Consider the following 12,350-nt stretch of genomic DNA (forward strand, 5'->3'; position numbering starts at 1 on the left):
CTTGACCGGATCGTCCCCCTGATCGACGACGTCCCACCCCGACGGTCGCGCCATCATTCCTCCCCAGGTCGGCCCGAGCACCTCGTTCTCCACAGGTGCGCGGGTGTGACCATATCAGGGGACAACGCAGAGGTCGACTGGGTAGTACGGCGACGACCGCAACGCCGTGTCATCCAGCCCCCGCGCCACGACGAGCCCGGCAGCCTCCCACGCCCAGTACCCGAAGTACTTCGCGAACCGGTCACCCTGCACCGCCTGCAGTGCGGGCGCCCACCAGATGAACGAGATGTTCTTCTCCCACGACTGCACGTACCGCAGCAACGCCGCCTCCGCACGAGCGGGCTCCCCCACCGCAGCCGTCAACAGGTTCTGGAAGGGCCGCTTGTGCCACACCGAATCCCGCACAGGCTCGATCCCCAACAACACCCCCAGCACCGGATCCGCTCCACCAGCAGCAGCGACCACCTCGACCAGCCGATCCATCAGAACCGACTCGACCCCCACGCACCGGGCCACCGACGCCAACCACAACGCGTTGTAGTAGGTCGACTTGTTGTCGAACTCCAAGGGATCCAACGGGAACCCCGCATCTGGTACCGCCGCGTACCGGTTCCAGGTCTCCCACACCGTCACCACCGACTCGACATCCACCGCCAGCGCAGCAACCGGCACACCCGCCGAGTACCGCGCCCCCGACAGTGAAAGCGCGCTGTTGAAGTTGGTGGTCGTCCGCATGATCCCGGCCCGCACGTCATCGGAGCGGAACGCATGACTGAACGGACGGAACTGCTCGACGTTGCGCGACAGGATCCGCAGCGCGTCGTCCCAGTACGCGGCACTCACCCGACGGTCACGCGGCTGCATGCGGCTCAACGTAGGGGAAGGCCCAACGAGCGGCTGCGCTCAGAGCGCGCCGCGGACCGCCTCGAGGTCCGGGAACCCGCGGAGCCGGTAGCGCGTCGGGCGCACCTCGAGTTGCTCGATCAGCTCGGATGCCAGCTCCCGCAGCCGACCGAACGGCACGGGCTGCGTCTGTCCGTCGAGGGTGACGAGCACCACGGTGTCGACCGCGGCGACGACGGTGTCGACGTCCTCGGTCCACGACGAGTACGAGAAGGCCGGGTCGTCCACGGCGAGCCGCGCGACCGAGACCATCCCGACGTGGACGTCCTCACCCCGACGGTCGAACGAGGCCTGCAGCGCCTCCTGCTGCAGGTTGGCGGCTGTCGCCGTCCACAGCGCCCGGACGGTGCGGAGCTCCCCGTCGAGCGCGGCGTCCTCGTACGGGCGCCAACCGTCTGCGCGAAGGACCATCGGCGGGCCGCTGAGGACCTCGCCCTCGTCGTCGCCGAGGATCTGCTGGGCGACCCCGACCGCAGTCGCGAGGCCGTCCTGGTCCTCGTCGCCCGTGACGATGAAGGTCGTCGGTGCCACCGGGAAGACGACCGGGGCACCCCGGAACTCGATGCCCCCGAGCGTCTGCGGCGCGAGGACGAGCAGCACGGCGAGGTCGGGGTCCTGGATGACGATCGTGCCGGGCTGGATCACCGCCACGTCACCGCCGGCCTGCGCTTGTGCAGCCGCAGCGGCAGCCTGCAGCACGTCGTCGTCGGCCCAGCCCATCTCACGCAGGGCCGGTGCGGTCAGGATCGCGCCGGTCTCGTCCGCCAGGATCACGCCGAGGTCGGGCGCCACCGGCACGACGTGTGGCAGCCGGTCGGCTGTGCCGTCCGCCTGCGCGTGCAGCGTGCGGATGCCCGCGGTGTCGAGTCCGACGATCCGTGCCGTGGTGACAGTCATGCTCCGACCCTACGCAACGGGGCGCCGCCGGACGACCGGCGACGCCCCGAGGAGACGGACAGGGGTCCTGCTCAGAACCACTTCTCCGCACGGTGGTCCGCCTGGATCCGGCGGATCGTGTTCGAGCGGGAACGGAGCACGAGCGAGTCCGTGTGGATGACGCCGCGCGACCGGCGGACGCCGTCGACGAGCACGCCGTCGGTGACGCCGGTGGCGACGAAGAACGTGTTGTCGCCGGTGACCAGGTCGTCCTGGTCGAGGACCTTGTCCAGGTCGTGGCCGGCGGCGATCGCGCGCTCGCGCTCCTCGTCGTCCTTCGGCTGGAGCTTGCCGAGGATCACGCCGCCGAGCGCTTTGATCGCGCACGCGGTGATGATGCCCTCGGGGGTACCGCCGACACCGACGCACATGTCGATGTTCGAGCCGGGCAGGGCCGCCGCGATGCCACCGGCGACGTCACCGTCGAGCAGGAGTCGCGTGCCGGCACCGGTCGCACGGATGGCGCGGATCAGTTCGTCGTGGCGCGGACGGTCGAGCACGGCGACGACCATGTCCTCGAGGTCCTTGCCCTTGGCCTTCGCCAGCGCGCGGATGTTGTCGCCGATCGGCTTCTCGAGGTCCAGGACGCCGCGACCCTCGGGGCCGGCGGCGATCTTGTCCATGTAGAAGACGGCGGAGGGGTCGTACATCGAGCCGCGGTCCGAGACGGCCATGACGGAGATGGCGTTCTGCCGGCCGGCGGCGGTGAGCGAGGTGCCGTCGATCGGGTCGACCGCGATGTCGCAGGCCGGGCCGTGACCGTTGCCGACGTGCTCGCCGTTGTAGAGCATCGGGGCGTTGTCCTTCTCGCCCTCACCGATGACGACGACGCCGTCGAAGTTCACCGTGCCGAGGAACTTGCGCATCGCGTCGACCGCGGCACCGTCGGCGAGGTTCTTCTCACCACGGCCGACCCACGGCTGCGCACGGATCGCGGCGGCCTCCGTCGCACGCACGAGCTCGAGCGCCAGGTTGCGGTCGGGCTGGAGGAACAGGGAGCCGGTTTCCGTCGTAGGAGTCACGACCCGAGCGTACCGGCCGGCGGTCGATCCGCGGTCCGGACGCGGGGGCCGTGAACGCACGTGCACACCGGGAGTGAGCGAACCGCCCAGCCCGCACCGCGCCTCCAGAGCTTCTGACTACGATCGGCGGGGACACCACCGAAGTCGAAGGAGATCCACGTGCCCATCGCAACGCCGGAACAGTACGCCGAGATGATCGAACGCGCGAAGGCGGGCAAGTTCGCGTACCCCGCGGTCAACGTGTCCTCGTCCCAGACCATCAACGCGGTCCTGCAGGGGCTGCAGGAGGCCGGTTCGGACGGCATCCTCCAGGTCACGACGGGTGGTGCCGACTACTTCGCCGGGCAGACGATCAAGAACCGTGCCGCCGGTGCCCTCGCGATGGCGAAGTTCGCGCACGAGGTCGCGAAGAACTACGACATCACGGTCGCCCTGCACACCGACCACTGCCCGAAGGACGCCCTCGACGGCTTCGTCCTGCCGCTCATCGCCGCGAGCGAGGAAGAGGTCCGTCAGGGCCGCAACCCGATCTTCCAGTCGCACATGTGGGACGGTTCGGCTGTGCCGCTCGACGAGAACATCGAGATCGCGAAGACGATGATCGAGAAGACGCGGAACATCAACGCGATCCTCGAGGTCGAGATCGGCGTCGTCGGCGGCGAAGAGGACGGCGTCGAGCACGAGGGCACGAACGACGCCCTGTACACGACCCCGAACGACGTCGAGAAGGTCGTCGACGCACTCGGCCTCGGTGACAAGGGCCGCTGGATCGCGGCGCTCACCTTCGGCAACGTGCACGGCGTCTACAAGCCGGGCAACGTCAAGCTCCGCCCCGAGCTCCTCGGCGAGATCCAGGCGTCGGTCGCGGCGAAGCACGGCACCGGCGAGAACCCCCTCGACCTCGTCTTCCACGGCGGCTCCGGTTCGACCGACGACGAGATCCACGAGGCCGTCCGCAACGGCGTCATCAAGATGAACATCGACACGGACACGCAGTACGCGTTCACGCGCTCGATCGCCGACTCGATGTTCCGGAACTACGAGGGCGTCCTGAAGATCGACGGCGAGGTCGGCAACAAGAAGCAGTACGACCCCCGCGCCTGGGGCAAGATCGCCGAGACCGCCATGGCGGCTCGCGTGGGCGAGGCCGCGAAGGTACTCGGCTCCGCCGGTCACACCCAGGGCTGAGCAGGTCAGTCCGGTCGGGTTCGCCAGCCGGGAGGAACGGGGCGCGTCCGACGGACGCGCCCCGTTCTGCGTCGGGTCGCCTCCGCCGCGTGCCACGATGGAAGGGTGACCGTCGACGCCATCGCCTCCGAGTTCGCCCAGTTCGTCACCGACTCCCCCACCGCGTTCCACGCGGCAGCGGCGGCTCGTGACCGACTCGTCGCCGCCGGGTTCACCGAGCTGTCCGAGCTCGACGCCTGGCCGTCCGAGGCCGGCGCGTACGTCGTCGTCCGCGACGGGGCGGTCATCGCGTGGCGACTGCCGGGCGGTGCCGGTCCGACGACGCCGTTCCGCATCCTCGGCGCCCACACCGACTCCCCCGGCTTCCGCGTGAAGCCGAACCCCGGCGTGCGCACCGGCGGCTGGGAACAGCTCAACGTCGAGGTCTACGGCGGCGCACTCCTGTCCACCTGGTTCGACCGCGACCTGCGGATCGCCGGCCGGGTCGTCGACGCCGACGGCTCCGTCCGACTCGTCGCCACCGACGCCGTCGCCCGCATCCCGAACCTCGCCATCCACCTGGACCGCGGGGTGAACGACGGCAAGGAGATCGACCGCCAGCGGCACACCCTGCCCGTTGTCGGGGTTGACGGCGACGCCGGTGGGACCTCTGTCATGGAGTGGCTGCTCGCCCGGCTCGGCGAGGGCGCCGTGTCGTGGGACCTGTTCCTCGCCGACACCCAGGCACCGTCGCGCATCGGCATCGACCGGGAGTTCCTGGCGTCCGGCCGGATGGACAACCTGACGAGCGTGCACGCCGGGCTCCGGGGCATCGTCGACGCCCCGGCCGACGGCGACCACATCCCGGTGTTCGCGGCGTTCGACCACGAGGAGATCGGCTCCTCGACCCCGTCCGGTGCCGGCGGCCCCTTCCTCGAGGACGTCCTCGGCCGTGTGCAGGAGGGCCTCGGCGCCACCCGCTCCGAGGCGGCCCGGGCGTTCCGCGCCTCGTGGCTGCTGTCGAGCGACGCCGGTCACCTGGTGCACCCGAACCAGCCGGAGAAGCACGACCCGACCAACCGTCCGCGCCCCGGGGCCGGACCGCTGCTGAAGATCAGCGCGAACCAGCGCTACATGACCGAGGCGAAGGGCGAGGCCGTCTGGGCCGCCGCCTGCGAGACCGCCGGCGTGCCGTGGCAGCCGTTCGTCAACGTGAACACGATCCCCGGCGGCTCGACCATCGGCCCGATCGCGGCGACCCGGCTCGGGATCCCGACGATCGACATCGGCGTCGGCCTGCTGTCGATGCACTCGATCCGCGAGCTCGTGCACGTCGAGGACCTGGCATCGCTGCACGACGCGGTCGCGGCGTTCCTGGCCGGCTGAGCCGGCTGAGCCGCGGGGCTCGCGACCACCGGCCGAGTCTGGGCCGGATGCGGGCCGGGGTTCGAGCCCGGTGCTGGCCGGCCGGGGTCGGGCCGGCGTCGACGGAGGACGACAACGTCGACGTCGCACGACGTCGATCATGTCGCACAGCAACGCCGACGGGGATCCGCTGGCCAGCGGCACGAGACCGGTGCCGAGCCGACCGGGTCACCGCCGCCGTAGGACGACAACGTCGCCGTCGCACGACGTCGATCATGTCGCACAGCAGCGCCGACGGGGATCCGCTGGCCAGCGGCAGGAGACCGGTCACCGCCCGCACCAGGCCGCCACCGCCGCCGTACGACGAAAGCGACGAGAGCGACGACAACGTCGCCGTCGCGCGACGTCGATCATGTCGCCGAGCGCCCGCCGGGACCCCGGGACCCCTGGCCGCTCGTGGGGCAGCGCGGACCGGACTCAGGCGCCGCCGGCCTGGCGCAGCATGAACTCGACGAAGTGCGGGTCCTGGAACACGACGACGACGAACGCGATCGTGCTGACGAGCGTGGCCACCACGGCGCCGAGCAGCGGCACCCAGAACGTCCGGCGGCGGGCGCGGAGCCGGCGGACGGACCACCACGCCACGAGCACGAAGACCACCAGGTTCGTCAACGCCCCGACGACCGCCGCGACGCCGAGGCCGCTCGGGTCGGTGAGCGCGGTGTACTGCGTCTCGAGGGTCCGTCGCACGGTGGCCGCGACGTCGCGCACGGCGAGGGACTGCAGCACCGAGACCAGCCCGAACGCGAGCAGCGCGACGGTGGCGATGAAGTCGCCTGGGGTCTTGCCGAACCGGCTCGCCGGCGCGGTGCGCGGTGCGCCCCCGGTCGACGGCTCCGCACCCTGGTCGTGCCGCCCCGCGGGTCCGACGTCGGACGGGGTGCGGCTGCCGGCACCCCGGATCGTGTGACCGCCGCGGACGGCCTCGGCCGCGGCCTGCTCGCGGAGTGCACGGGAGCGCTCTTCGCGCTCCTGGCGTTCCTGTTCGACGAGCACCGGGTTCACCCAGCCCTCCGGTGCGTACTCGCCGTAGTGCGGCGCGGGCCGACCGTGCACCCGGCCGTCGCGGCGGGTGGAGGTGTCACCGTCCGCGCGACCGGCGGCCGACGTCGGGGACGCACCCCGGGCCTCCTGGCCGGAGGGGTCGTCGACCGGACCGGACTCGCGTCGCGGCACCGAGGACCAGCCGTCCGTCCCGCTCACGACCGACGCCCGCCGAGCGCACGCGTCGCCTTGCCGGACGCGTCGGTGCGGAGCTCCTTGGGGAGCGAGAACATCAGGTCCTCGTGGGCGGTGACGACCTCTTCCACAGAGCCGTACCCGGCGTCGGCGAGCTGTTCGAGGACCTCGGCCACGAGTTCCTCGGGCACGGAGGCGCCGCTCGTGACGCCCACGGTCTGCACGCCGTCGAGCCACTCCTGCTGGATCTCCGCGGCGTAGTCGACCCGGTGGGCGGATCGTGCACCGTGCTCGAGCGCGACCTCGACCAGGCGGACGCTGTTCGACGAGTTCGCCGAACCGACGACGATCACCAGGTCGGCGGCGGGCGCGACCTTCTTGATCGCGACCTGGCGGTTCTGGGTGGCGTAGCAGATGTCGTCCGACGGCGGGTTCTCGATCGCGGGGAACTTCTCGCGCAGCAGCCGGACGGTCTCCATCGTCTCGTCGACGCTCAGGGTCGTCTGCGAGAGCCAGACGAGGTTGTCGGGGTCCGGGACCTCGAGCGCGGCGACGTCCTCGGGGCCGTTGACCAGGATCGTGCGCTCGGGGGCGTGGCCCATCGTGCCCTCGACCTCTTCGTGGCCGGCGTGCCCGATGAGGATGATGGTGCGCTCGGCGCGGGCGAAGCGCGTGGCCTCGCGGTGGACCTTCGTGACGAGCGGGCAGGTGGCGTCGATGGCGTGCAGGTCGCGGTCGGCGGCGCCGGCGACGACGGCCGGCGAGACGCCGTGCGCGCTGAAGACGACGTGCGAGCCGCGCGGGACCTCGGCGACGTCGTCGACGAAGACCGCACCGCGCTGCTCGAGGGTGGAGACGACGTGGACGTTGTGGACGATCTGCTTGCGGACGTAGACCGGCTCGCCGTACTGCTCGAGGGCCTGCTCGACCGCGACCACCGCGCGGTCGACACCGGCGCAGTAGCCGCGAGGTGCCGCGAGCAGCACCTTCTTGGTGCCGGCGACCGGCTCGTCGCGCAGCCGCCCGCGGGCCGCGAGGACGCGCGGCGGGGCGAGCGGGACCGAGTGGCCGTTGGTGATCGTCACGTCCCCGATGATAGGTGAGCGCGACGCGCGCGACCTGGGCGCGCGGCACGCCTGTGGACGACGCGTCCGACGGCCGCTGTCACCGGGCTCGGGCACGATGGACCCACCGCACGACAAGGAGCGACATGGCGATCGAACAGGGCCCGCCGACGGCCGACAACCCGTGGCCCGTCGCGCTGCTCGGCGCGAAGATCCGCGACTGGATCGACCGCCTCGGCACCGCCTGGGTCGAGGGCGAGATCACCCAGTGGAACGTCGCCGGCGGCAACGTCTACGGCAAGCTCAAGGACGTCGAGGTCGACGCGACGGTGTCCTTCTCGATCTGGTCGAGCGTGCGCTCCCGGGTGCCGTCGGACATCAAGCAGGGCGACCGGGTCGTCGCGGCCGTCAAGCCGAACTACTGGGTCAAGGGCGGCTCGCTGACCATGCAGGTCGTCGAGATGAAGCACGTCGGCCTCGGCGACCTGCTCGAACGGCTGGAGCGGCTCCGGCGCACCCTGGCCGACGAGGGACTGTTCGACCCGGCACGCAAGAAGCGCCTGCCGTTCCTGCCGCACCGCATCGGACTCATCACCGGCAAGGACTCCGACGCCGAGAAGGACGTCAAGCGCAACGCGCAGCTCCGGTGGCCGCAGGTCGAGTTCCGCACCGTGCACACCGCGGTGCAGGGCGAGCGCACGGTGGCCGAGGTCACCGCCGCCATCCTCGAGCTCGACGCCGACCCGTCCGTCGACGTGATCGTCATCGCCCGGGGCGGCGGCGACTTCCAGAACCTGCTCGGCTTCAGCGACGAAGGGCTCGTCCGGGCCGCTGCGGCCGCCGCGACCCCGATCGTCTCCGCGATCGGGCACGAGGCCGACCGCCCCATCCTCGACGAGGTCGCCGACCTGCGGGCGTCGACGCCCACCGACGCCGCGAAGCGCGTGGTGCCCGACGTCGCCGAGGAGCTCGCGAACGTGCGGCAGGCCCGCGCCCGGCTCGGCCTCCGGCTGTCCCACACGCTGTCGGTCGAGGCCGACCGGATCGCCGCGCTGCGGTCCCGTCCGGCGCTGGCCTCGACCGCGTGGCTCGTCGACACCCGTGCGGAGGAGGTCGCGCGCGACCTGTCCCGGGCGCGCGAGCTGCTCGACCGTCGCCTCGAGCGCGGGCACGCCGAGGTCGGACACCTGACCGCCCGGCTCCGGGCGCTGTCACCCCGGGACACCCTGCGTCGCGGCTACGCGATCGTGCAGCGCGCCGACGGGGGCGTGGTGCGGGCCGCCGACGACCTGACCGGCCCGACGCCGGTGCGGGTGACGCTCGGCGTGGGAACCGCGACCGGCACGCTCGAGCAGGACGGCACCGGGCCCGACGGCGCCTGAGCCCGGAACGCGGGGCCGAGACCGCGGCGCACCCGTTCTCCACAGGTCCTGCCGGGGCGACCGCGCGTCGGTGGGCGCTCGGTAGGATCGAGTCGTGCCATCCCAGCAGGAACCCGAGCAGACCGACGTCCAGTCGCTGAGCTACGAAGCGGCCCGCGACGAACTCGTCCGCGTCGTGAGCGAACTCGAACAGGGGTCCGCCACGCTCGAGCGTTCGCTGGCGCTCTGGGAGCGCGGCGAGCTCCTGGCCGGCCGGTGCGAGGAGTGGTTGGTCGGCGCGCGCGCCCGCCTCGACGCCGCCCGCGCGACGACCACCGAGGACGGCTCCGCCCGATGACCGACGCAGACGGCCGCCCGATCGTCGCCGAGCTCGGTCGTGCCGAGACGGCGGAGGAGACCTGGGCGCGCAAGGACGCCGCACGCACCGCCCGTCGGCAGCACCAGACGGCGTTCAACCTCGTCATCGCGCTCATCGCCTCGCTCGGCATCGTGCTCTTCCTCGTCGCCGTGGTCGTCCGTCCGGACACCACCGTCGACCGCTCCGTCGACTACCAGCAGATCGCGGCGAAGGCACACGTCGACGGCGTGACGCTGGCGGCGCCGACCCTGCCGGACGGGTACACCGCGAACCGGGCGGACTTCTCCGACAAGACCTCGGACGGCGTCGACGTCTGGACGCTGGGCCTGCTGACCCCGGACAAGCAGTTCATCCGCGTGCAGCAGGGCATCTCGGCGAACGGCACCTGGGTGTCGAACCAGCTCGACCAGCGCGCCTCGACCGGCTCCCGCACGATCGACGACACGAAGTGGACCGTGTACGACCGCCGCTCCGAGGGGCGTGACGCCGGCAACCTGTCCTACGCGCTCGTCACGACGATGGGCACGAACACGATCGTGCTCTCCGGCACCGCCGACGACCGGTCGTTCCGCACGGTCGCCACCGCCGTCGCCGAGCAGCTCGACCGGTAGCGGCCGGCCGCACCCCGAACCAGACCGACCCGAAACGACCCGACCCCACCCGAGGAACCCATGCCCGACCGCGCCGCCGCCACCCCGTCCGAGGCCCTCCGACTGCTCGTCGAGGGCAACGCCCGCTTCGCCGCCGACAAGCGCCGCATGGGCCGCGTCGACCCGGACCGCCGCACCGAGCTCGAGGGCTCGCAGGCGCCGTTCGCCACCGTCCTCGGATGCTCCGACTCGCGCGTGCCGTTCGAGCACGTCTTCGACGCCGGCATCGGCGACCTGTTCGCCATCCGCAACGCCGGCCAGATCGTCGACGACGTCGTGCTCGGGTCCATCGAGTTCGCCGTCGTCGCCCTCGGCACCCCGCTCGTCGTCGTCCTGCGGCACACCCGCTGCGGCGCCGTGGCGGCCGCCCGCTCCGGCGAGCCGGTGCCGGCCCCGCACCTGCAGGCCCTCGTCGACGCCATCGCCCCGAGTGTCGAGAAGGTCCGCCGGACCGACGCCGAACTGCCACAAGAGGCAGTCGGCGCCGCACACCTCGAGGCCACGCTCGCCCAGGTGATCGAGCGCTCCGGCGCCGTCTCCGACGCGGTGGCCGAGGGTAGATTGGCCGTCGTCGGGGCGACCTACGACCTCGCCACCGGAGAGGTCACCATCGACACCGTCGTCGGACAGGCCTGACCGACCCCGATGACGCCCGCCCCGGCGACCCCGGGGCACCCGCACGGGCCGGCGCGACCGCGACCGGCGAGCACCCAGGAAGGACCACGACGACGTGACCGACACCACTGCGACCGACACCGCCGAGACCGAGTTCCGCATCGAGCACGACACCATGGGCGAGGTCCGGGTGCCGAGGTCGGCGCTCTACCGGGCCCAGACGCAGCGCGCCGTCGAGAACTTCCCGATCTCGGGCACCGGGCTCGAGTCGGCGCAGATCGTGGCGCTCGCCCGCATCAAGCGCGCCGCGGCGATCGTGAACGGCGAACTCGGCATCGTCGAGCCGGCCGTCGCCGATGCCATCGCCGGTGCGTCCGACCTGATCATCGGCGGGCAGCACCACGACCAGTTCCCCGTCGACGTCTACCAGACCGGCAGCGGTACCTCGTCGAACATGAACATGAACGAGGTCCTGGCGACGCTGGCGTCGGACATCGCCGGCTCGGCGGTGCACCCGAACGACCACGTCAACGCGTCGCAGTCCTCGAACGACGTCTTCCCGACCTCGGTCCACGTCGCCGTGACCGAGGCGCTGCTCCGCACCCTCGTGCCCGCGCTCGAGCACCTCGCCGAGTCGCTCGAGGCGAAGGCCACCCTGTGGGCCGACGCGGTGAAGTCCGGCCGCACGCACCTGATGGACGCGACCCCGGTCACCCTCGGCCAGGAGTTCGGCGGCTACGCGCGCCAGATCCGCCTCGGCATCGAGCGCGTGCAGGCGACGCTCCCCCGCGTCGCCGAGGTCCCGCTCGGCGGCACCGCGGTCGGCACCGGCATCAACACCCCGACGGGGTTCCCGCAGCGGGTGATCGCCCAGCTCGCGAGCGACACCGACCTGCCGATCACCGAGGCGGTCGACCACTTCGAGGCGCAAGGAGCACGCGACGCCCTGGTCGAGGCGTCGGGTGCGCTCAAGGTGCTCGCGGTCAGCCTGACGAAGATCAACAACGACCTGCGGTGGATGGGCTCCGGGCCGAACACGGGCCTCGGCGAGCTGCACATCCCCGACCTGCAGCCGGGTTCGTCGATCATGCCCGGCAAGGTGAACCCGGTGATCCCCGAGGCCACCCTGATGGTCGGCGCGCGGGTCATCGGCAACGACGCCACGATCGCCTGGGCCGGCGCGTCTGGTGCCTTCGAGCTCAACGTCGCGATCCCGGTCATGGGCACGGCGCTGCTCGAGTCGATCCGCCTGCTCGCGAACAGCTCGCGGGTGCTCGCCGACAAGACCATCGACGGGCTCCAGGCGAACCTCGAGCGGGCGCGGGCCTTCGCCGAGTCCTCGCCGTCGATCGTGACCCCGCTCAACCGCGTGATCGGTTACGAGGCCGCCGCCAAGGTCGCGAAGTACGCGGTCGCCGAGGGCATCACCGTGCGCGAGGCCGTCGTCGCCCTCGGGCACGTCGAGCGCGGCGAGGTCACCGAGGCGCAGCTCGACGAAGCCCTCGACGTCCTGAGCATGACCCACCCGAGCTGACGCAGCGAGACGTCACGACGGACGGGAGGCGCGGTGCCAGCTGGCACCGCGCCTCCCGTCCGTCGCGACCGCGGCAGACCGCGGCCGAACCACGGCGCACCCGCTGCGGAACCAC

The 12,350-nt window shown here is 71.8% G+C and carries 12 protein-coding genes; 7 read left to right on the plus strand and 5 right to left on the minus strand.

Translation table 11 applies throughout. The annotated features are described in order from the left end of the window. Positions 1 to 114: 114 nt before the first annotated feature. From BIU94_RS00770 to glpX, 3 genes are all read right to left on the minus strand, one after another. Positions 115 to 864 (minus strand): PoNe immunity protein domain-containing protein, encoded by a 750-nt coding sequence (locus tag BIU94_RS00770; RefSeq protein WP_071253222.1) that lies wholly within the window; start codon positions 862 to 864, stop codon positions 115 to 117. Positions 865 to 903: 39 nt separating this feature from the next. Beyond that, positions 904 to 1,800: a hypothetical protein gene (locus tag BIU94_RS00775; RefSeq protein ID WP_071253224.1), complete on the minus strand. Its 897-nt coding sequence runs from the start codon at positions 1,798 to 1,800 to the stop codon at positions 904 to 906. A 71-nt stretch (positions 1,801 to 1,871) separates the two neighbouring features. Beyond that, complete coding sequence (gene glpX, locus BIU94_RS00780; RefSeq protein WP_071253226.1) at positions 1,872 to 2,861, minus strand: class II fructose-bisphosphatase; 990 nt, start codon at positions 2,859 to 2,861, stop codon at positions 1,872 to 1,874. 159 nt (positions 2,862 to 3,020) lie between these two features. Here glpX and fbaA point away from each other — a divergent pair, with 159 nt between their 5' ends. Both fbaA and BIU94_RS00790 read left to right on the plus strand, forming a co-directional pair. Then, positions 3,021 to 4,049, plus strand: a complete 1,029-nt coding sequence (fbaA, locus tag BIU94_RS00785) for a class II fructose-bisphosphate aldolase (protein ID WP_071253227.1) — start codon at positions 3,021 to 3,023, stop codon at positions 4,047 to 4,049. A gap of 105 nt (positions 4,050 to 4,154) precedes the next feature. Beyond that, positions 4,155 to 5,414 (plus strand): M18 family aminopeptidase, encoded by a 1,260-nt coding sequence (locus BIU94_RS00790; RefSeq protein WP_071253228.1) that lies wholly within the window; start codon positions 4,155 to 4,157, stop codon positions 5,412 to 5,414. A 456-nt stretch (positions 5,415 to 5,870) separates the two neighbouring features. Here BIU94_RS00790 and BIU94_RS00795 read toward each other — a convergent pair whose 3' ends face one another. Both BIU94_RS00795 and BIU94_RS00800 read right to left on the minus strand, forming a co-directional pair. Next, on the minus strand, positions 5,871 to 6,656 hold the full coding sequence (locus BIU94_RS00795) for a DUF6264 family protein (RefSeq protein ID WP_071253229.1): 786 nt from the start codon (positions 6,654 to 6,656) through the stop codon (positions 5,871 to 5,873). Further along, positions 6,653 to 7,711: a 4-hydroxy-3-methylbut-2-enyl diphosphate reductase gene (locus BIU94_RS00800; RefSeq protein WP_071253430.1), complete on the minus strand. Its 1,059-nt coding sequence runs from the start codon at positions 7,709 to 7,711 to the stop codon at positions 6,653 to 6,655. The genes BIU94_RS00795 and BIU94_RS00800 overlap by 4 nt, the downstream gene beginning before the upstream one ends. A gap of 131 nt (positions 7,712 to 7,842) precedes the next feature. Here BIU94_RS00800 and xseA point away from each other — a divergent pair, with 131 nt between their 5' ends. The 5 genes from xseA (at position 7,843) to BIU94_RS00825 (ending at position 12,235) form a co-directional block, all read left to right on the plus strand. Next, on the plus strand, positions 7,843 to 9,078 hold the full coding sequence (xseA, locus tag BIU94_RS00805; RefSeq protein ID WP_071253230.1) for an exodeoxyribonuclease VII large subunit: 1,236 nt from the start codon (positions 7,843 to 7,845) through the stop codon (positions 9,076 to 9,078). A gap of 94 nt (positions 9,079 to 9,172) precedes the next feature. Continuing rightward, complete coding sequence (locus tag BIU94_RS00810; protein ID WP_071253232.1) at positions 9,173 to 9,415, plus strand: exodeoxyribonuclease VII small subunit; 243 nt, start codon at positions 9,173 to 9,175, stop codon at positions 9,413 to 9,415. After that, on the plus strand, positions 9,412 to 10,047 hold the full coding sequence (locus BIU94_RS00815; protein WP_071253235.1) for a DUF4245 domain-containing protein: 636 nt from the start codon (positions 9,412 to 9,414) through the stop codon (positions 10,045 to 10,047). Before BIU94_RS00810 ends, BIU94_RS00815 begins: the two co-directional genes overlap by 4 nt. 60 nt (positions 10,048 to 10,107) lie before the next feature. Further along, positions 10,108 to 10,722, plus strand: coding sequence for a carbonic anhydrase (locus tag BIU94_RS00820; RefSeq protein WP_071253238.1), 615 nt, complete (start codon positions 10,108 to 10,110; stop codon positions 10,720 to 10,722). Positions 10,723 to 10,816: 94 nt separating this feature from the next. Continuing rightward, a complete protein-coding gene (locus BIU94_RS00825; protein WP_083404498.1) occupies positions 10,817 to 12,235 on the plus strand; it encodes an aspartate ammonia-lyase in 1,419 nt (472 codons plus the stop codon). Positions 12,236 to 12,350: the final 115 nt, after the last annotated feature.

It is taken from the genome of Curtobacterium sp. MMLR14_006, assembly GCF_001864985.1.
GTDB lineage: Bacteria > Actinomycetota > Actinomycetes > Actinomycetales > Microbacteriaceae > Curtobacterium.